We start from the raw sequence: 21,128 nt of genomic DNA on the forward strand, positions 1-21,128 counted from the left end.
ATTTATAAGGTATTGCAGTGATAAATTAACGTTAATGTGTGGTGCTTTTATACTATTCACAAAAAAGCGAAACCAGATTACTAGTTTCGCTTTTTTTAGGCATAAAATGTTTTATTTGTGTAAGTTTTAAGCTTCAAACTCAGTCGCGGTCTCAGTTTCAGTTTCAGTTTTCAGTCTCGCTGTAGTCTTATATTCAGTTTTGGGTTTTTACTTTCAGTCTGGGTCGTGAGTCTAAATCGCTGTCTAATCTCGGGTTTTAGTTAAAAGCGTAAGACTGAAAACTGAGACTGAAAACTGTCTATCGATGAAACAAATAATGTTTTCTTGTAATAAAGGCAATAGGAATTCCGATACAAAAGATTAAAATCAATATGGATAAAATTAGGGGGAAATCGAAGTGTTTTTCCGGAAGGGCCGTAAATACCGCTGGCAAAACCAGAAGGTTCATTACGATCCAAACAAAAATCCCGTACAAAATTCCCGATAGTAAGGCATTCTTTTTTAAAAGTTTGAAGTACGGATAAATAGTAAAATAAAACCAGGCAAAGGTTAGTGCTATAAAATAATGGAGCAATAAACCATACAAAGCCATTTGTGAACCACCCGAATAAGCCTCTTTTTTAAATATTCCAGAAGCAATGGATTGAAGAATTTTGATGGAGGTCGTTTTTTGCAAAATGAGATCATAAATAATAAGAGCTGCAAGTATGTCAAGTGTACCGGCAATTAAACCCGATAAAAATATTGTTCCGCTTTTTGATTTCATATGTTATGGTTTTGAGGTTTGGTTTTTGGAGAGTTAAAATTATGGTTTTATATTTTGGTCAACATCTTATAAATAGTATTCAATTGATGAGTATGTCTTTGTGAATGAATAAGGGCAAATGAAATCCATTCTAAAATGGTAAACTTTTCAAATCCGGGAACTTGAAAATCAAGGCAAGTTAATGTTAAATCGTGAATTTTAGATGAATTAAGTAAATCAGATTCTATATTTAGAAGGGCAATAGTTTGTGTGTTTTTGTTGTAGTCAATAATTTCCGGCCTTAAAAATTCGGGAGCGTCCATTTTGATATTGAAATTCAAAAAAAGAGCTTCAAGATCTTTGACATAAAGATTAGGTTTTCGGATCGTTTTTTCCTTTTTTCCGGCAAATAATTCAGAATAGCCTGAACAGGATAGAATAATATGCTGTGTTGTTTGCCCGGCTGTCCAACTTCCCAGATAAGGTATCGTATTGAGATCGGTTTGAGAAAACTTAGAATGGATCTCATTTAATTTTTTGAATGTTTCGACAATATCTGCTTGAAGAGCTGTTTTCATTTTTTTTGATTTAAATTGTGAATTCATCAACTGATGTGATCCACCAGACATTTCCAAAAGGATCAGTTACTCCACAAGTTCGGCCATATTCCTGATCGCTTAATGCCATCAATTCTGTTGCACCTTCTTCAAGTGCTTTTTTGAAACTTTCATCGGCATTTGGGACATAAACAAATAAGTTTGCCGTTTGTGGTTTCCAGTCATTGGTTGTGTCAGCAAACATAATAGTGCTACCATGAATGTTAATTTCAGCATGTAATGCCGTGCCGTCGTCACGCAATTTAGGCGCGTGCAAAACAGTGGCATTAAAAACGTTTTTGGTAAAGTCGATAAAGTTTAACGCACCATTTAAAATTAAATACGGCATTACAGTTTGATGATTCTTTGGAATATTCATTTGGTATGATTTGATGATTAGTGATTAACCAAATTTACAATTTTAAATTAAATATTTAAAAATCAAATGATTATGTTTTTCTACGAAAGTACTTCGCAATGATAACCGTACGAATCAAGAACTTCAATAATTTTCTTATGTGAAATCGAAGCGCCATGAATCCGCAGAATCTTATCACAGTCTTCCAAATCAAAATTGATAGCACTGTTTGGAAAATGCTCAAGAAGTTTCCCCACAATCAAAATAGATTGCTCGACTTCCTGAACATTTGTTTTGAAAACTTCTATCATCGTCTTAAAAGTTTATAACGCAATATTTTTATAGCGTTCGATTTTATGATAATAATGGTATGAAATAGCCAGAATAACTAAAAAGATTAAAGGAAAAAAGGATTGGAAATTAACACCGTCAACAGCAAAATGGCTAATTGACGCAAATATAAAATCGAATCCAAATCCGGCATAAGCCCATTCTTTTACATTCTTAGGAATTGATGGAATTACCAGAATTAAAACTCCTAAAATTTTAAATACAACTAAAGCGTTTCCAAAATATTCAGGATAGCCCAAATGCCTGATCCCTTCTTTAGCCATTTCAGACTGAGAAGTCAACGCTGGCATAACACCTTCAAACAGAAAAATAATAGTTGTAGTAATCCAGAAAATAATCTTTGCTTTTTTCATGTGATTTGTTTTTAAATAGTTATCAGTTAATTATTTAATACAAATCTACTAATGTTATTTTTCTTACGGAATAGTTATTTACGACTATTTTGGGGTCATTTGAGACAGATTGAAAGATTTTAGATTTAAAGTGTGGATTTTAGATTGTAGATAATAGAATAAAAGGGAAAGAAGCAAGAAGAAAGAAACCTGCTAGATCTGCAGAATCTGCTTGAGGTTTTTAAACAAAGTAACTACAAACTTGTGATTTCTGAGATAAATGCGCGAAGAATTAAAAAAAACAAAAGAAAATCTGTTTAACCCTTCAGAACATAATTCTCAATCACAAATAAATCCTCAAAACCCAATCTTGTATAAATGTCTTTTCCCATTGCTGAAGCTTGCAATAAGGCATAATCAGCATTTAAATCAATGGAAAGATTAAGTGCAAATTTGATGATTTCTTCGGCGAAACCTTTTCTTCGCATTTCGGGAATAACGCCAACACCATGAATTCCGATATTGTTTTGAGTTTGGAAAAGCATGAAAGTTCCGATTGGTTTATTTTCTAAAGAGACCAAATAGAAATGAACATCATTGTGATTGTGAATCAGGATTTCTTTACTAATCAGGTAACCGAAAGCACGTGGGTATAAATCTGACCAAATTTTAGAATCTTGTTCATTAGAAACTCTTTTGAAACTAAGATTATTTTGCAATGTAAATTTCTGATCTAATTTCAAGGCCATTGCTACTTGTTCCGTTTTTATTTCAAAACCATAAGCATCCAATACTTCATAAGTTTTTGTTGGGTAGATATCCCAATAAGGCAAAACCAAACCTGAATTCGTTTGCATGGTTTTTATAATGTCCGGTAGATGTTTTTTAGAAATATTTTTATGAAACCACAATTTATTGGGCCAGCCTGAATTTTCGATTTTACAATATTCGAAAGCTTCATTTTTATGATAGGATAAGAAAGGAGTTCCAACAGTTTTCCATAGACCGGTAAGATTATTTATGTTGTCTTCGATTAAGGTTATATTTTTCATTTCGATTATAATTATGAGAATCTAAGGCAAAGATAAGCTTGCCTTTTATGGGAAACCTTTACATATGTTGAGTTACAAATCTTTTTGAAGCTCTTTTCTGATTCGGCTCAATTGTGTTGGTGTAATTCCTAAATGTGACGCAATATGAAGCAGCGCAATCCTCTCTGAAATATCGGGATGTTTGGCTAACAGATTAAGGTATCTTTGGGTCGCATTTTCCATCACTAAGGAAATTTCGCGTTGTTCTTTTTCGATTACCCAATTCTTTTCGAGATAAGCGATATAATAGCTTTTAAGATCGGTATTTTGGTCAATTAATGCTCTGTATTTTTTGTAATTGATGTTTATCAGGATCGAATCTTCAAGAGTTTCAATAGAAAAATCAGAAGGAGTTTGCTGAATTAAAGAAGCAGTTGAGCCTGCAAAATCTCCTTCCAGAAAAATGTTTTTGTTATAAATATTTCCAGCTGCATCAGTTATAAAAGCTCGTAAAGCACCTTTGCAGATAAAATGAATTTTTTTGGCAATATGTCGGTTTTGTAAAAGTATTTCTCCTTTTTTGACAGATTGAAATTCAACTATATTTTCTATTAATTGCCAGGAGGCATCTGAAATAGAAGCATAGCTTTGGAATTTTAGTTTTAGTTCCTGAAGGTATCTGATTTGATTGCTTGACATTTGTTGAAGTTTTTTTGCTGCAAAGTGACTAAGACACGAAGTTTTTACCGCGAATTACGCAAATTTACGCTAATTTTTATTTCTTTTTAAACATAGCCCGCGCTTGAAACGGTTAACTATAGACAAATTAAAAGCACAATTCTATAAAATATAATCAGTAAAAATTAGTGTAATTGGTGGCGGATATAAAAAAAACGCTGCAAAACCGAAGTTTCACAGCGTCATCTCAAATAAATAAATAATTAAAACGGGTATTATCTCCAACCACCGCCCAATGCGCGATATAACTCGGTATTGGCAGAAAGTTGTGCTCTTTTTATATCGGCTAATTCTAATTCGCTTTGCAATAAACTGGCTTGCGCAGAAAGTACTTCAAGGTATTCCGCCATTCCGTTTTTGAATAACAGATTGGCATTTTTAATAGCTTGTTGCAACGTTTTTACGCGCTCTTGAAGAAAAGCTTCTTGCTGTTGTAATTTTTCAACAGCAACCAAAGCATCTGCAACTTCACCAACCGCTACTAAAACAGATTGTCTGAAACGGATAACGGCTTTTTCTCTTTCAACAACAGCAATATTATATTGCGTTCTGACTCTTTTATTGTTTAATAAAGGTTGCGTTAAACCTCCGGCAACAGTTCCGAATAAAGAAGCCGGAATATTGAACCAATTACTCGCTTCGAATGAATTCACGCCACCTTGTGCTGTAATTCTCAAAGCCGGATAAAAATCTGCTTTTGTGATTCCAACATTGGCGTTGGCTACTTTTAAAGCCAATTCAGCACTTTTTACATCGGGTCTTCTGCTTACTAGTGAAGACGGAATTCCGATAGCGGCATTGTTTTTAATGGCAATCGAGCTCAAACGAATCGTTCTTTCTTTTGAATCCGGGAAAGATCCTGTTAGTACACTCAAGGCATTTTCCTGAATGGCGATGTTTTGTTCCAATAACGGAATCAATTGCGCCGAGTTTAATTTCTGCGCTTCGGATTGCTGAATCGCCAATGAAGTTACCTGACCGGCATCGTATTTCAGTTTGATGATAGTAGTGGTGCTGTCATTCAGTTTCAGGGTTTGTCTGGCAATTTCCAATTGTGCATCCAACATCAAAAGATTGTAATATCCTTTAGAAACATTGGCAACAATATTGGTTTGCAACGCCTTTTTCACCTCTTCAGATTGAAGATATTCAGCATATGCCCCTTTTTTCTGATTTTTGATTTTACCCCAAATATCAGCTTCCCATGAAAGTGTGGCTCCGGCTGAGAAATCGTCAATGTGTTTTTGACCCAAAGCCTGATTCAGGTTTTTTCCCGTAAAACTATTGTCTGACGGATTGCTGCTGCTGGCAGTAACGCTCAAATTCACCTGAGGAACATTTCCCCATTTAGATTGCGTAAATCTGTATTGTGCAATTTCGATGTTTTTAGTAGCGATTTGCAAATCGTTATTTCGAACTACCGCACTGTCGATGAGCTTGATAATATCTTTTTCTGTAAAGAAGTTTTTCCACTCCAAATCGGCAATACTCGTCGTATCTTTTGAAACCGATGCATTCCTGAAATTCTCAGGAAGTGCATCTTTTGGAGTTTCAATATCCTTCGAAACGGAACAGGATATCAATGTGGTGATCAAAATGGCGACCATCACGATTTTGGTTATATACTTTTTCATTTTATATTTTGTCATTAAATTTCTGTACAGGTATCTTTTTTAGCTTCAAGATCTCGTGAGATTCTGTACGATATATAGCCGATGCCAAAAATGATGGCCACCAGGATTGTCGTTATATAATTTTCCATATTTATTTTTCTTCGTTATGTGTTACAGCTGCCGGTTTTCCGGAAACTTTTTCTTGTAAATGTTGGAATACGATAAATAAAACCGGGATGATCAACAACCCTAGAATTACTCCCGAAACCATACCTCCGGCGGCACCAATACTAATGGAGTGGTTACCTTGTGCCGATGGTCCTTTGGCACTCATCATCGGAATCAATCCTACTACGAAAGCCAGTGAGGTCATGATAATTGGACGTAAACGTAATTTGGCAGCATCTATAGCAGCTTTGACCAAAGCCTGTCCGGATTTTCGTTTCTGGACGGCGAACTCGACAATCAAAATCGCATTCTTGGCGAGCAATCCAATTAACATTACCAATGCAACTTGTACATAAATGTTGTTTTCAATTCCTGTTAAACCAATCGCTACGAATACTCCAAAAATTCCTGCAGGTATGGATAAGATTACTGCTAAAGGCAAAATGTAACTTTCGTACTGTGCGGCAAGTAAGAAATAGACGAATATCAAACACAGTAAGAAAATCGTTGCCGATTGACCTCCGGAAGAAATTTCTTCGCGGGTTTGTCCTGAGAATTCATAACTATAACCTGCAGGTAATTGTTGGGCTGCTACTTCTTCAATCGCTTTAATGGCATCTCCGGAACTAAATCCAGGTTTGGGAATCGCATTAATCGAAATTGAGTTAAACAAGTTGTATCTCGAAGCGGTTTCAGAACCGTAAATACGGCTTAGTTTTACTAGAGTATTTATCGGAACCATCTCGCCATTTTTGTTTTTCACAAACACCCTGTCAATGGCTGACGGATCTGCTCTGTCTGCAATATCGGCCTGAACAACTACTCTGTAATATTTACCAAATCGGTTAAAGTCGGAGGCTTGCGCACTACCAAAATAAGCCTGCATGGTTTGCAGAATATCTTTTACCTTAACGCCTAACTGATCTGCTTTTTCATCGTTGATATCCAATTGTAATTGAGGATAATCGGCTTTGAAAGAGGTAAAGGCTACTGCAATTTCAGGGCGTTTCATCAATTCCCCAATAAAGGTTTGAGAGATTCCGCTAAACTTATCGAGTTTACCTCCGGTTTTATCCTGAAGAACCAAATCCAATGCCTCAACGTTACTAAATCCGGGAACAGTTGGGAAACTAAACACGAAGAAACTACCTCCTGAAATCGCGCCCAATTGGCCACGAACCTGATTCATGATTTCCTCAATATTTTTAACCTCGCCACGTTCTTCATTTGGTTTAAGCAATACGAAAACAACTGCCGATGATGGGCTAGTAGAATTCGTTAGTAAGTTGAAACCAGAGATTGCCGTTACAAATCGTGATGCGTCTAAACGTTTTAAAGTGTTTTCTGCCTGAGTCATTATTTTCTGAGTTCCGTCAAGAGATGTCCCAGACGGAGTGTTAACAGCAATGGCAATAAAACCCTGATCTTCTGTCGGGATAAATCCTGCAGGAGTGGTTTTAACCATTACAATTGTGGCGAAAGTAATTAAGGCCAATCCACCTAAACTAACCCATTTATTACGAATTAAGAATTTTAATCCGCCAACATAACGGTTGGTCAATGCTTCAAAACTATTGTTGAATCCGGTAAAGAATTTCTCTTTAAATCCTTGTTTTTTGTATGAAGGATCTCCTTCGTGCGCAGCATGATTATCTTTTAAGAATAAAGCGGCAAGGGCAGGGCTTAATGTCAAAGCATTTACGGCTGAAATTACAATTGCAATTGCCATCGTAAAAGCAAACTGACGATAGAAAACTCCCGTTGAACCTTCCATAAAACCAACCGGCAGGAATACAGCAGCCATTACCAGCGTAATTGAGATAATAGCACCCGTTATTTCGTGCATTGCTTCATGTGTGGCTACTTTTGGAGACAAATGTTTATGCTCCATTTTCGCGTGCACGGCCTCGACGACGACAATCGCATCATCCACCACAATACCAATGGCTAAGATTAAAGCGAAAAGCGTTAAAAGGTTGATCGAGAATCCAAATAACTGCATGAAGAAGAACGTTCCTAAAATTGCTACAGGTACAGCAATGGCCGGAATTAATGTTGATCTGAAATCCTGCAGGAAGATAAATACCACTATAAATACCAGTATAAAAGCTTCAATTAAAGTATGCTCAACCTGTTCGATGGATTGATCTAATGATACTTTTGTACTATAGAAAATATTGTGTTTTATTCCTGCCGGGAAATCCTTAGAGGCCTTCTCCATCAATTTGTTGATCGCAATCTGAATTTCATTGGAGTTAGAACCAGCCAGCTGAATAACCCCAATTACAACCCCTTTTTTACCGTTCAAACGGGTTAAACTGTTATAAGAGTAAGCCCCAAGTTCGACTCTGGCAACATCTTTCAAACGCAGGATAGAACCGTCAGCATTCGAACGAATCGCAATGTTTTGATAATCTTCCGGTTTGGTAAGTTTCCCTTTGTATTTAATTACATATTCAAAAACTTCTTTACTTCTTTCCCCAAATTTACCCGGAGCAGCCTCTAAACTTTTGTCCTGAATCGCTGCCATAACTTCATTTGGCGTCACATTGTAAGTCGACATTTGAGTTGGGTTGAGCCAAACCCTCATCGAGTAATCTTTAACCCCACCAAAAATACTGGCAGCACCTACACCCGGAATACGTTTAATCTCCGGAATGATATTAATTTGAGCATAATTGGCAACAAAAGTCTGATCGTATTTCGATTCGTCTTCTGTGTACATACCAATGGCCATGATGAAACTGTTTTGTTGTTTGGCGGTAATTACACCTTGCTGAACAACTTCGGCAGGTAACTGACTTGTCGCCTGAGCAACTCTGTTCTGAACATTAACTGCAGCCTGATCGGCATCTGTTCCTAATTTAAAGAAAACAGTAATTGCAAGTGTACCATCGTTACTCGCTGTTGAACTCATGTAGGTCATGTTTTCAACCCCATTTATAGACTCTTCCAAAGAGGGTGCAACCGAACGTAAAACCGTTTCGGCATTCGCTCCCGGATAAACCGCCGTTACCAAAACCGAGGGAGGCGCAATATCAGGAAACTGTTGTAAAGGCAATTTTGTAAGTCCAAGTACACCCAGGATCACCAATAAAATGGAGATTACGGTTGCCAGTACAGGTCTTTGTATAAATATTTTGAACATTGTCGTAAAAATTATTTTTTGTTAATTATTTGGGCAACTTCAGCAGTCGATTTTTGAGGTTGGATCACTTGTCCTTCCTGAAGTTTGTCGATTCCGCTCAATACAATTTGGTCCCCAGATTTTACACCATCTTTAATTAAATAATTGGTTCCGCTTTTACCAAGAATTGTGATAGGCATTTTGTTTACTTTATTTCCTTTGTTAAGCGTATAAACAAATACTTTATCCTGCATTTCAATAGTAGCCGATTGTGGTACCAGAATCGCATCGTCATGATTGATTCCTAAACGAATTTTTCCAGTGTTTCCAGAACGTAAAGTTCCGTTTGCATTTGGGAAAGTCGCTCTTAAGGTAATCGCGCCCGTGTTTTTATCAAATTGACCATCCACCATATCAATTTTTCCTGTTTGTGCATAAGGATTATCATCAGCCAAAATCAAAGTAACAGGAGGTAATTTTTTGATTTTATCACCTAGGGTATTTCCGGCATATTGCGTTTTGAATTTGATGAAATCAGTCTCACCTAAAGAGAAGTAAACAAAAACTTCATGCACATCTGAAAGTTTGGTTAGCGGTTCAATATCGGTAGCCGAAACTAAACTTCCTTGTTTTTTAGGCAACCTTCCTATGTAACCACTAACAGGTGCTGTCACATTGGTATATCCTAAATTAATTCTGGCAGATGCTACCATTGCTCTTGCCTGCTCGATATTAGCAGCAGCAATTTTTTGAGAAGCTTTAGCCGTTTTCAATTGATAGTCAGAAACCACCTTATTTTGAACTAAAGGAGTTAATTTATCTACCTCTAACTGAGCGTTGATCAAAGCCGCTTCAGAAGCATGAAGGCTAGCCAAAGCATTGTTTAATTGCTCACGGAAAGGGCGTTCGTTTATTTTGAATAAAGTTTGGCCTTTACTTACATAGGCGCCTTCGTCTACTAAAACGCGATCAAGGTTTCCGCTTACTTGTGGACGAATCTCTACATCTACAGTTCCTTGTATCGAAGCTGGATATTCAGCATCAGTCACAGCATCAGAGTTTTGAATCGCTAAAACAGGCAGGAGTGGAGCTGCCGGAGCAGGAGCCTGCGCTTTATCTGCACAACTGCTTAGTACAAGTGCCAGAATAAAACTGGTTATAATTACATTTTTCATTTTCATATTGGTTTTAATTTGTTGGACATTTATTTGAGTTAAAATCTTTTGTATTCTGGTTTTCCCGATATTCATAATTAATTTGATTAAATTATCTAACGTTGTTAAGTTAAAAGGCGCAAAATTCCGAATAGTGAGCCCATTGCGATTCTATTAAAAATCGGTATTAAATTATTTATCACTGTTAAGTAAATAGTAAAAAAAGGTTACTAAATTACTCTAATTAAATTTTCTAACACTGTTAAGTGGAATTGAAAATTTTTTTACTGTATTGATTTGATGATACCACCAATCGCATCTTTGAGGATTTGATTGTTGATTGTTTCCATTACTTCGCTTTTGTTAATGATGTTAATCGCAATTAAACCGTGAATAACAGAAAAGAATGTAAAATATTTTTGTTTGATAACTTCAGGGCCCGGATTACTGTCTTTCATAATTTCAGCAATCACTGCGGTGAACAATTTGTAAGGTGCCTCTGCAGCCGAACATTGTTGGGAACAACAATTCATTTGCACACCAAACATAACCTGATACATTTCGGTATCTGTAAAGGCAAAATCCCAATACGCCATCCACATGGCTTCTAATTGGTCTTCCGGTTTATCAAATTTAGCTCTGGCGTTTTGCAACTCTTTCGATAATTTAATAAATCCTTTACCGGTTAATTCATTTAAAATAGCTTCTTTATTGGAGAAGTATTCGTAGATAATAGGGGCAGTGTATTCAATCTTGTCAGCAATCTTTCGCATACTCAGACCTTGCCATCCTTCTTCTTTTACGATAGAATAAGCAGCTTCAAGAATATTATTTCTTGTCTCTTCTTTTTGTCTTAATATACGATCTTTACTTGCCATTTTGATGAGTATTAAATAATCTAACACTGTTAGGCAAATGTAATACCGATTTTCTAATTATAACATAAATTCATTATAATTTTTTCTTATTCTGTTATAGATGATAATGAAATAGCAGTAAAATAAGGACTTCAGAAAGATTTTATATTTTCTGAAAGTCTGGTTTTAATTAAAGTTTAACTAAAATTCAAGTTCGATTAAGATCATTCCGATACTTTTTAATTCCAAAAAACGTCTCATTTCTTTCCTGAAGAATAAAAATCCTTTCAATTTTTAAAATAAGTTGATTTTTAAGGAGCAGAAATTTCGTTTTTATCAAACGTTTAGTCCCGCTATCCGCTTGTATCTTTTCCCGACTAAAGAAGCCGGAAAAAGGATACCGCTTCTCGGGGCTAGACGAGAGGTTTAGTTTTCATAAGATGATACTAAAAAATTGCATAACCTAGACTGGACTGAAGTCCAGCCCTACAATATCTGTCATTCCTTTCTCTATTTTTTCATTGACATCATTATAAAATGGAGTTTCAATGTCGTGTTTTTTGGCATTTTCAATAACATAATCAACCAAAAAATGTTTTTCAGTTTTATTGTTATTTTCAAAATCCAATTGCAACGATGACTTAGATTCAAAAGGAAATTTCGTCAATAAATCTTTAGCGGTTTCAATGTCTTCATTTGTTAGAATAATATTATTTTTCAGCGCAAGCGATTGAATCTCAATCATCATATTTTCCAGAATATGCATTAGATTTTGATCTTCCAAAAGCTGGCCAAAAGAAACTTTATAGGCAGAAGTTATGGCTGCAACCGGCGCAACGAACAAATATTTCTTCCAGAGCGTTTGGTTAATATTTTCAAGATACGTAATGTCTAAACCTCCGGCTGCTAACAAATCGATCAAAGGTTGATTTTCTTTTCCCCCCACGAAAATTTTTCCGGGACCGCCAACATGCTGTACATGTCCTGCTTGCATTACATTCGAAGCGACATAAATACAGCCTTCCATAATTTGCCCGGCCTCTGGTAAAGTTTCACGGATAATTTCTTCAGCATTTACCACATTTTGTAACGTGATTATAACAGTCGCCGCATTGATACAATCTTTATAACTAGATAGTACATCGCTTATAGAATAAGATTTAGAAGTAAGAATTAAAACATCCAAAATCCCTATTGCTGTCGGATTATCTGATACTAAATCCGGAAATATGGTTGTCGTTTCGCCTTTAGATTCAAACAGTAAACCTTCCTTTTGAATGGCGTTTTTGGTTTCACCTCTGCAAATAAAAATGATTTTGGTGGTACTGTCTTTGTATTTCTTTGCCAATGGAGCACCAACAAATCCGCCGATTCCACCAATTCCAAGAATTCCTATTTTTATTGTTTCTGAGTTCATGTTGTCTTTTAGGTTTTAATTATCGGTACAAAGTAACTGCGTTCACTTTTATTATCTGATGTAAAAAGATAGGTTATATTTGTAAAAATTAAGGATTATGAAAGACACCTTTTTTATATACAAAGATTTCGAAATTTATTCCGTAGAAGAATTAACATGGAAGAAAGAAGTGCACCGTCATAATTTTTTCGAATTGCTTTATATCGAATATGGAACTGGAAATCATATACTAAATTCAATTCCCCACCATTATAAAGAGCACGATATTTATTTGCTTACGCCAAAAGATTATCACTCGTTTAAAACCTTAAAACCAACAAAGTTTCACTGCCTGCGGTTCCTGCCTAATTTTTTTTCGAATAAAAAGGAAATTGAAGAGATCGAAAAATTGTTTTACTACCACAATCAGACCAATGGGAATTTAATTTTTCTGGATGATGATAAAGCGTTTTGCGAAATGCTTATTGTAAAAATCCTAACTGAAGTGGCTAAACCAAAAGGACAAAACGAACTTATAATCAAAAGTTTAATGACGGCACTCATTCAAATCATTCGCCGAAATGCCAGTTTAAATGAAACTAATCTAAACTTGCAAACTACTGAAATATTAAAAATTGATACGATTTTAAGTTACATCCGATCCAATATCGCAAATCCGCATTTGCTGAAGAAAAAAGAAATGGCCAGTCATTTTAATGTTTCGATCCATTACATTGGCGAGTATTTTAAAAACCATTTAAATATTACTTTAAGAGATTATATTGTACAAACCAAACTTAAAGTGGTAACCGAAAAATTGAGCAAAAGCAATTTAACTTTTTCAGAAATTAGTAACGATTTAGGATTTATTGATAGCAGTCATTTTAATAAATTCATGATGAAAAGCACCGGAATCTCCCCATCGGAATTTAAAAAATCATTAAGCATTTCTTAGCAGCAATATCGTCTGCCAAGAAATACTTTATCTGATTTTTATTTAACCAAATCCATTTCGACATGCTCAATTCCGGCATCCAGGAAATAATTATTGGTTTGTCTGAACCCGTTTTTAATATAAAACGGACTGGCATTGACCTGCGCATAAAGATAAATCTTCTCTTTATCGTGTAAATCCGCTACAATTTTTTTCAGAATGGCTTCTCCAACTTTCTTTCCGCGATACGAATTCAAAACCGCAATACGTTCAATTTTTGCTCCTTTCTCCATTATTCTGTAGCGCGCTGCTCCGGCCGGCAAGCCGTTTACCGTTGCCAGATAATGAATCGCCTGGGCATCATCCATAGATTCGCGTTCCTGCGATACATTTTGCTCTTCAACAAAAACTTGTCTTCTAATTGCAAATGCGATCGATTCCAATTTTTGATCTTCGATTTTCTCTACTTTAATATCGTTTTCCACTTCTTTAAGAGGATTATTTAGGTTCATTTCTTTAATTGCTGTCATTCGGTCAAAAAGATTTTTTGTTTTTAAGTTTTGATTTACTTCGTTTATGGCTTTGTACAAATTATTTTCCGTATCGGTAAGTTCCACTAAAGCCTGTGTCATAACAGCCCACAATGGCTGCAGTTGCTCTATGAGTTCGTTTGCTTTTTCAGTAAGCGTGATCAGGCGCTTTCTTTCATCTTTAGAATCTTTGGTAGAACCGATCAATTCCTTTTTCTCTAATTCTTTCAAAAGCGAAATTGTAGTAGGATGAGAGTACCCAATTTCCTGAGAAAGTTCCACCACACTGATCGCCTTTCTTTGCGAAAGCACATAAATTACCGGAAACCATTTTGGTTCAAAATCAATATTCTGACTTCTGTAAAATAGCTGTGCCTCTTTTCGCAAGTTCTCGGTCAAACGCTGCAAAAGATTCCCTAGTACCAATGATTTTGATTTTTCTAATACCATAACAAATAATTTGTATGCAAATTTACGTAGTTAACTACGTATATTCAAATTCAAAATTAAAATTTAAGTTTTATTTATAATGTTTGGTCTTCAAGATGGAGGTATTATTTCATTCCGCGAACGTTCATCTCTAAGGTATAAACACTTTTACCGGCAGTAATAAATAATGTTTTAAACTTTTTTCCTCCAAAACAAACATTGGCTGTCCACGGTTCAGCAACATCAAGATGGGCTATTTTTTCTCCCTGCGGATTAAATACACTAACACCTTTTCCGGTTAAGTAAATGTTTCCGGAGGCGTCTATTGTCATTCCATCTGAACCTGATTCAGTAAACAGCGTTTTTTTGCCTAAAGAACCATCACTGTTTATTGTATAAGAGTACGTTTTGTTTGCTCCTATATCAGCTATGTATAATGTTTTTCCATCCGAAGTTCCAATAATGCCATTGGGTTTTACAAGCTCATTGTCAACGTTGCTAATTTTGGATTTATCGGCAGATAAATAGTAAACACATTCTTTCTCTATCTCTTTGGAGGTATGCGTCCAGTACTCTCTTTTGTAAAAAGGATCTGTAAAGTAGATACCGCCTTTTGGATCGACCCAGAGATCATTGGGACCGTTGAGCCTTTTTCCTTCGAAGTTGTTTACCAATACAGTACTATTCTTGTTCTTGTCTATTTTCCAAATTTCATTTTTTTCATCGGCGCAAGCCAAAAGATTGCCTTCGTGATCAAAATACAAACCGTTAGCTCTTCCTGCATTTTCCATAAAAACAGAAAGTTCGCCATTAACCGACCATTTCATGATTCTATTATTGGGCTGATCGGTAAAATAAATATTTCCTTTTTTATCTGCGGCAGGCCCTTCTGTAAAACTGTACTGATCTGATAGCTTTGTGAGAACTGCGCCTTTTGCTATTAAGTTATGGTTTTTTTCTGCTGATAGCTGAGCGTATATAAAATTTGTAAAAGTAAAAGCAATAACAAATATAAAGTGTGATTTTATTTTAAGTTGGAGTTGGTTCATAATAAAAAGGTTTAAAGGTTACTCTTGAAGTTTATTATTTTTAGAAATATAGACTTTAAATATGATTTATAGCTTATAGCTATTTTTTAAATCAGTATAAATTGTTTCAGCATCTTTATATAAAATTTTGTTTAAATTAATTTGATTATCTAAAACATGTTGCTGCTTAGCAGTTAGCTCATAAAATTTCACATTTGTTATCTCAAATTTTATATTCAGTGATTTCATAAAAGTTTTTACAGCTTCAATCTGAGTAGTATCTTGTGTATACATTGTGATATTAATTGCGTGCATGATTTAAAACTATTAAATTTCAATTGTCGTAAACTGGAGTTTGTAAGATCAATAAGTCTATAAAAATAATAATCCAAAACGATAAACATGTACAAATTCATAGCGAATTTATACAATTTCCAGGTTCTTCTTTGTGAGTATCTTTGTGTTATTAGTTTAAATCAAAAGATAAAAAGATGAAAGCAATAGGATTTAAAACCTCGTTACCCATAGATAAAGAAGATAGTTTTATTGAATTTGAAACTCCAAAACCAATTCCGGGAGCGCATGATTTATTAGTTAAAATACAAGCCATTTCTGTTAATCCGGTAGATTTTAAGGTTCGCCAGAATAGTGCCAAAGAAACGGTCTTAGAAACACCAAAAATTATAGGCTGGGATGCTGTGGGAATTGTAGAAGCCGTTGGTGATCAGGTTAGTTTGTTTAAAGTAGGAGACGAAGTTTTCTATGCAGGCGATATTACCAAACAAGGCAGCAATGCCGAATATCAAATTATTGACGAGCGTATTGTGGGTAAAAAGCCAAAATCACTTTCGATAGAACAGGCAGCAGTAATGCCATTAACCAGTCTAACAGCCTGGGAAATATTATTTGACAGAATTCGCATCAATCCGGAAAAAGATAAAGGCAAAACCATTTTAATAATTGGAGGAGCGGGCGGAGTAGGATCAGTTGCTATTCAATTGGCTAAAAAAGTGGCCGGATTAACTGTAATTGCTACAGCATCCCGTCCTGAATCTATCGAATGGTGCAAACAACAAGGCGCCGATTTTGTGGTAAATCATAAAAATTTGATTGAAGAGGTTCGAAATGCCGGTTTTCAGCAAGTTGATTTTATTTTAGATTTGGTTGACGCCAATCAGTATTGGCATGCATTTACAGAACTGATAAAGCCTCAGGGACATATTGGCTCGATTAGTACTCCTAACGAAAAGGTGAATCTTCTTCAATTAAAAACTAAAAGTGTCAGTTTTCATTGGGAATCCATGTTTACACGCTCGACATTTCAAACAGAAGATCTGATCAGTCAACATCATATTTTAAGCGAACTAGCTAATTTATTAGATAAAGGGACGATCCAATCTACCTTAAAAACAACGCTAAATGGTCTTACGGTTTCCAATGTCAAAAAAGCGCATGAGTTACTGGAATCAGGAACTACGATCGGAAAAATTGCGATCAAATTTTAAAGAAAATCATAAAACAAAAAACAGGCTAATAAAGCTTGTTTTTTGTTTTTAAGCGCTGCGTAAAAGCATTTTTTGTATTATTACAATAAAAAAGAAAATGAAACCAGCCTCAACCTTCATCATTGCAGTTATTGCATTGTTCATACAGCAGTCTGCACAAGCACAGGAAGTAAAAAAAGAAACAACTCAAACAGCGCCAAAATATACGATTGAAAATTGTGTCAATCACTTTGAATTAGACAAAGCCACTAAAACGAAAGTAGGTTATCAATATTGGTTTGCCGATAAAAACTTCACTCAGGAAAACACACTCAAAATGAGTATCGTCGAACCCGGAAAATCAACACATGCGCCGCACCACCATGTCGAAGAAGAATTCTTTTTCATTCTCGAAGGTACAGCTCAATTCTACCTTGACGGAAAAACCGTAACCGCGGGACCCAATACCAGTTTTTACTGTCCATCCAATATGGAACATGGAATTAGCAACGTTGGGAAAACAGATTTAAAATATTTGGTGATTAAAAAGGATTTGAAGCAGTAAAAAACATGGAATCATTTTATATAGGAATCGACATTGGAACCACGGCCACAAAAGCCATTTGTTTTGATATACACGGAAATGTAATCAGGCAGGTTTCTAATGCCTATCCGATGTATCATCCAAAACCGGATTGGAGCGTGCAGAATCCGCAAGAGATTTTACAGACTGTTTTAGATTGTATTGCACAAATTACAAAAGGCATTCAGCCCGAGTTTATCAGTTTCAGCTCAGCGATGCAAAGTATTATTGCCATTGATAAAATCGGTAAACCTTTGACAGATGCTATTTTATGGGCCGATAACAGGGCCAATACCATTGCCGAAAAACTTAAGAATTCTGAAAAGGGAAAACATTTTTATCAAAAAACCGGAATCCCGATTCATCCTTTTTCACCGATGACCAAAATTGCATGGTTTAAAGAGTTTGATTCCGATATTTTTTCTCAAACCTATAAATTTATTAGTATTAAGGAATATGTATGGCATCATCTTACCAATGAATATTATACAGATACTTCAATGGCATCAGGAAGCGGATTGTTAAATATTTATACTTTACAATGGGATTCTGAAATTTTAGATTTTTTAAACCTGAAATCCGAACAATTATCCACAGTCTGCGAAGTAACACATCAATGCAAAGGAATCTCAGATGACTTTCTGTATATAATTGGCGGTGGCGACGGAGCTTTGGCCAATCTGGGAACAGGCGCCATGAATAAAGGCTGTATTGCTCTTACTATTGGAACGAGTGGAGCCGTACGATTACCCATCAACACACCTTATCTGGATGAAGAAATGCGAACCCAGTGTTACCATTTGATGGGCGATCAATACCTTGTTTTAGGAGCTGTAAATAACGGAGCGATTATTTTACAATGGCTCAGGGAAACTTTATTGAAAACTGATCAGTCTTTTGAAGTTCTTTTTCAAGAAGCAGAAAAAATCCCTGCCGGTTCTGATGGATTGCTCTTTGTGCCTTATTTACTGGGCGAGAGAGCGCCAATTTGGGACGCAGCAGCGCAAGGTTCTCTTTTAGGAATGCAGATAACCCACACTCAGGCACATTTGGTAAGGGCAACTTTAGAAGGTATTTTATTTGGACTCTTTCAGATTACAGAAATTTTACTCCCGGATCCTGAGAAAAGAAAACAAACCAAAATAATGGCAAGTGGCGGATTTGGTAAAAGTGATCTTTGGCTCCAAATGGTAGCGGATATTTTTCAGATGCAAGTAGAAACCTCGCAAACAATCGAAGGCTCTGCCTGGGGCGCTGTCATGATTGGCATGAAATCGATAGGGAAGGATATCACCTATGAAAACAAAACCGGAAAGACTTTTTATCCTAATACAGTTTATAAAAGTGTTTATGAAGCTGCTTTTGTCAAGTTTAAAAAAGTGTTTCCGGTATTGAAAGATTTATGAAAAGCCCAAACAATTTCGGCAGCTATCAAAATCTTTTGGGCTTTAGAATATACGTTTTGCAAAGTGATTTTTTTATTGAATACTAATAGAGTACGTTAAAAAATTCCCATCAGCCTTTAAAAATTTTATGGTGTGGATTCCAGTTGTTGTAGCAGTAAAATTATAGGTGGTTTGAATATTGCCAATACTTTGAGTGCATAAACAGCCTTCATATTTAGCTTTTACGATGATCGTTTTTGTGTTTCCTGAATTGGTTTCAGTAATAGAGTCAAATCCACCACAGCCATTATGAACTACAAAAACCACAGGAATTGGAATTACCTGATTTACATTTCCGCTACTAGGAACATTTGCCGAAAGTACAGGAGCTTGTTCGTAAGATATGCAAACCTGATCAAATGTTTCGGTCCATTTTACAAATGAAAATTTCTTCATTTGCTCTTTAAAGTAAGCTTCTGATCCTTCGGGAACACTTAAATAAATATCTTTTGTATCACTTAATTTGTCTTCCCATTTTGATGAAGAAATTAAATTGAGAAGATCGGTTTGGTTGGTAAGATTCATCTCAAAAAAACTATTTACAATCATAGTTTTATTGTCTGTCTGATTAAAGAAAACGGTATAAGGGGTAGCGCTCCAGGCACCTGTTTTTATGTAAGGTTTTTGGTTTAATTCGTCCCTTAAGGTATTAACACCACTTTCTGGAGTATTTGAATAATAAACGAAACCATTCATTTGTCGAATATCAAAATGCAATTCATTCAACGTTTTAAATACTAAACTTAAATTGGCGTCTTTCGTGATTCCAATAGCAAGATTTACTTTTGATGAATTTTCATGAATAGGCAGAACATCTATTTCAAATCTTTTCTTATCGTTTGGATCATTTTCTGACGAACAGCTAAAAAATAAAATTGCAATAATTAAAGTTAAAATTTTTCTCATTTTTTATCTATTTTACTATAAAGATGAGTTTTTAATTTAATGGTTGCGTTTGTTTTGAAAAATTATTTGTTTTTTATGGAAACTAGTGTGAAATTATTTGTAGGTATAAACAGATTCCAAACAAAATCCTATAAACATAGCCAATGGTTTCAACCATTGGGACGCAATTTAATGGGGACACATTTTCGCTAGAATTTCACGATTAATTTCACAATCAAAAATTGCGTTTTATTTTCATGATCCATTTCCCACGGTTGAAACCGTGGGCTATGATTAAAATTAGAAAAAAACCTTGCTCCCGAAGCCTCGGGACTGCGCCTTTGTGTGATTATTTTTTCCAATTTTCTTTTAAAACTTAGTGAATCTCCGTGCCTCTTCTGAGTAACTTTGTGAAATTATAAAACTTTGCGACCCTGCTCCCGATAATTATCGGGATTGCGAGATTTTTTTCTATTGTGCGCATGGGTAGCTGCCATGATTTTTTACTTTTGAGATACCGTTTCCAATAGTTTCTCTAAGTTTTCGACAGACATTTTAAAGCCTTGTACAAAGCCCATTTCAATCATTTTCTCTAAACGCTCAAGCGATTCATTAAAAATGCTAATGCTCACTTTTGTGATACCGTTGTTTTCGCTGAAAGTATAATCCCAATCGGAGCCAGGTAATTCACGATTTTCATTTTCGTCTGAAAACGTATTGTACATTTTAAAATTGGTTTTCGGCGTAATCGAAGTAAATTCCTGAACTGCCCAGCGTTCTTGGCCTTCCGGACTTACCATAGCATAAAATCGTCTTCCGCCCACTTCAAAATTCATATGTTTTGTTCTGGCTGACCATGGTTTTGGAGCCACCCATTGATCCAAAAGTTCGGCTTTCGTAAAAGCATCCCAAACTAGCGGCAATTCTGCTGCAAATTCTCTGTTTATGTATACCGTTTTGGCTGGTTTGTCAACGGTAAAATCAAATAGCAAATCGTTTTTCATTTTTTCTGGTTTTTTAATGTTACTAATAGTTCGTCTAGCTGGTTAAACTTGGTTTCCCAAATTTCTCTGAATTGTTTGATCCATTTATCAATCTCTTTCATCTTTTCTATTTCAAGTGAATAGTAAATTTCCCGGCCTCGCTGCTCTTGTTTTACTAAATCGCATTCCGTAAGGATGCGAAGGTGTTTAGAAACAGACTGGCGTGTAGTATTAAAGTTCTCCGCAATGGCATTTGGTGTCATTGCCTGTAGCGCAATTAAGGTTAGAATAGACCTTCTTGTCGGATCGGCTATTGCCTGAAAAATGTCTCGTCTCATAGTATTCAAAATTTAATTAGGAA

The 21,128-nt window shown here is 35.6% G+C and carries 22 protein-coding genes; 4 read left to right on the top strand and 18 right to left on the bottom strand.

The features are described from left to right. Positions 1-298: 298 nt before the first annotated feature. From ASC72_RS15430 to ASC72_RS15485, 12 genes are all read right to left on the bottom strand, one after another. Entirely contained in the window at positions 299-766 is a 468-nt protein-coding gene (locus tag ASC72_RS15430) for a hypothetical protein (protein ID WP_056192481.1), read from the bottom strand. A gap of 47 nt (positions 767-813) precedes the next feature. After that, positions 814-1,323 (bottom strand): DinB family protein, encoded by a 510-nt coding sequence (locus tag ASC72_RS15435; protein ID WP_056193550.1) that lies wholly within the window; start codon positions 1,321-1,323, stop codon positions 814-816. A 10-nt stretch (positions 1,324-1,333) separates the two neighbouring features. After that, positions 1,334-1,720 carry a VOC family protein gene (locus ASC72_RS15440; RefSeq protein ID WP_056192486.1) on the bottom strand — a complete coding sequence of 129 codons (387 nt, stop codon included), beginning with the start codon at positions 1,718-1,720 and terminating at the stop codon, positions 1,334-1,336. A gap of 80 nt (positions 1,721-1,800) precedes the next feature. Beyond that, the gene (locus tag ASC72_RS15445) at positions 1,801-2,010 is read right to left on the bottom strand and encodes a hypothetical protein (protein WP_056192488.1); all 210 of its coding nucleotides are present in this window, start codon (positions 2,008-2,010) and stop codon (positions 1,801-1,803) included. A gap of 12 nt (positions 2,011-2,022) precedes the next feature. After that, entirely contained in the window at positions 2,023-2,403 is a 381-nt protein-coding gene (locus tag ASC72_RS15450) for a DoxX family protein (RefSeq protein WP_056192491.1), read from the bottom strand. 296 nt (positions 2,404-2,699) lie between these two features. Then, positions 2,700-3,434: a GNAT family N-acetyltransferase gene (locus ASC72_RS15455; protein WP_056192494.1), complete on the bottom strand. Its 735-nt coding sequence runs from the start codon at positions 3,432-3,434 to the stop codon at positions 2,700-2,702. Between the two features lie 72 nt (positions 3,435-3,506). Beyond that, positions 3,507-4,112 carry a Crp/Fnr family transcriptional regulator gene (locus ASC72_RS15460; protein ID WP_056192497.1) on the bottom strand — a complete coding sequence of 202 codons (606 nt, stop codon included), beginning with the start codon at positions 4,110-4,112 and terminating at the stop codon, positions 3,507-3,509. Positions 4,113-4,366: 254 nt separating this feature from the next. Then, positions 4,367-5,785: a TolC family protein gene (locus ASC72_RS15465; protein WP_056193553.1), complete on the bottom strand. Its 1,419-nt coding sequence runs from the start codon at positions 5,783-5,785 to the stop codon at positions 4,367-4,369. A 130-nt stretch (positions 5,786-5,915) separates the two neighbouring features. Next, complete coding sequence (locus ASC72_RS15470; RefSeq protein ID WP_056192501.1) at positions 5,916-9,080, bottom strand: efflux RND transporter permease subunit; 3,165 nt, start codon at positions 9,078-9,080, stop codon at positions 5,916-5,918. Between the two features lie 11 nt (positions 9,081-9,091). Continuing rightward, complete coding sequence (locus ASC72_RS15475; protein WP_241775720.1) at positions 9,092-10,234, bottom strand: efflux RND transporter periplasmic adaptor subunit; 1,143 nt, start codon at positions 10,232-10,234, stop codon at positions 9,092-9,094. Positions 10,235-10,497: 263 nt separating this feature from the next. After that, complete coding sequence (locus ASC72_RS15480) at positions 10,498-11,091, bottom strand: TetR/AcrR family transcriptional regulator (RefSeq protein WP_056192507.1); 594 nt, start codon at positions 11,089-11,091, stop codon at positions 10,498-10,500. 442 nt (positions 11,092-11,533) lie between these two features. Next, positions 11,534-12,487: a ketopantoate reductase family protein gene (locus ASC72_RS15485; RefSeq protein WP_056192511.1), complete on the bottom strand. Its 954-nt coding sequence runs from the start codon at positions 12,485-12,487 to the stop codon at positions 11,534-11,536. Between the two features lie 97 nt (positions 12,488-12,584). Between ASC72_RS15485 and ASC72_RS15490 the strand changes: the two genes are divergently transcribed. After that, on the top strand, positions 12,585-13,421 hold the full coding sequence (locus ASC72_RS15490; RefSeq protein WP_056192514.1) for an AraC family transcriptional regulator: 837 nt from the start codon (positions 12,585-12,587) through the stop codon (positions 13,419-13,421). 38 nt (positions 13,422-13,459) lie between these two features. On the opposite strand, the gene ASC72_RS23690 is transcribed toward ASC72_RS15490, so the two are convergent. From ASC72_RS23690 to ASC72_RS15505, 3 genes are all read right to left on the bottom strand, one after another. Next, positions 13,460-14,380 carry a bifunctional helix-turn-helix transcriptional regulator/GNAT family N-acetyltransferase gene (locus ASC72_RS23690; RefSeq protein WP_082564322.1) on the bottom strand — a complete coding sequence of 307 codons (921 nt, stop codon included), beginning with the start codon at positions 14,378-14,380 and terminating at the stop codon, positions 13,460-13,462. Positions 14,381-14,484: 104 nt separating this feature from the next. Beyond that, positions 14,485-15,408, bottom strand: a complete 924-nt coding sequence (locus ASC72_RS15500; RefSeq protein ID WP_056192517.1) for an SMP-30/gluconolactonase/LRE family protein — start codon at positions 15,406-15,408, stop codon at positions 14,485-14,487. 66 nt (positions 15,409-15,474) lie between these two features. Further along, the gene (locus tag ASC72_RS15505) at positions 15,475-15,702 is read right to left on the bottom strand and encodes a hypothetical protein (RefSeq protein ID WP_056192520.1); all 228 of its coding nucleotides are present in this window, start codon (positions 15,700-15,702) and stop codon (positions 15,475-15,477) included. Positions 15,703-15,878: 176 nt separating this feature from the next. On the opposite strand from ASC72_RS15505, the gene ASC72_RS15510 reads away from it, so the two are divergent. The 3 genes from ASC72_RS15510 to ASC72_RS15520 all read left to right on the top strand — a co-directional run bounded on the left by ASC72_RS15510 (position 15,879) and on the right by ASC72_RS15520 (position 18,860). Beyond that, positions 15,879-16,892, top strand: a complete 1,014-nt coding sequence (locus tag ASC72_RS15510; RefSeq protein ID WP_056192523.1) for a zinc-binding alcohol dehydrogenase family protein — start codon at positions 15,879-15,881, stop codon at positions 16,890-16,892. A gap of 97 nt (positions 16,893-16,989) precedes the next feature. Next, positions 16,990-17,436 carry a cupin domain-containing protein gene (locus tag ASC72_RS15515; RefSeq protein ID WP_056192524.1) on the top strand — a complete coding sequence of 149 codons (447 nt, stop codon included), beginning with the start codon at positions 16,990-16,992 and terminating at the stop codon, positions 17,434-17,436. A 5-nt stretch (positions 17,437-17,441) separates the two neighbouring features. Next, a complete protein-coding gene (locus tag ASC72_RS15520; protein ID WP_056192526.1) occupies positions 17,442-18,860 on the top strand; it encodes a gluconokinase in 1,419 nt (472 codons plus the stop codon). 72 nt (positions 18,861-18,932) lie between these two features. Here the strand turns inward: ASC72_RS15520 and ASC72_RS15525 are convergent, their stop codons facing one another. The 3 genes from ASC72_RS15525 to ASC72_RS15535 form a co-directional block, all read right to left on the bottom strand. Next, a complete protein-coding gene (locus tag ASC72_RS15525) occupies positions 18,933-19,805 on the bottom strand; it encodes a hypothetical protein (RefSeq protein ID WP_056192528.1) in 873 nt (290 codons plus the stop codon). 482 nt (positions 19,806-20,287) lie between these two features. Further along, entirely contained in the window at positions 20,288-20,788 is a 501-nt protein-coding gene (locus tag ASC72_RS15530) for an SRPBCC domain-containing protein (RefSeq protein ID WP_056192530.1), read from the bottom strand. Then, positions 20,785-21,105, bottom strand: a complete 321-nt coding sequence (locus ASC72_RS15535; RefSeq protein ID WP_056192532.1) for a helix-turn-helix transcriptional regulator — start codon at positions 21,103-21,105, stop codon at positions 20,785-20,787. The genes ASC72_RS15530 and ASC72_RS15535 overlap by 4 nt, the downstream gene beginning before the upstream one ends. Positions 21,106-21,128 lie beyond the last annotated feature (23 nt).

The sequence above is a fragment of the Flavobacterium sp. Root420 genome (assembly GCF_001427905.1).
Lineage (GTDB): Bacteria > Bacteroidota > Bacteroidia > Flavobacteriales > Flavobacteriaceae > Flavobacterium.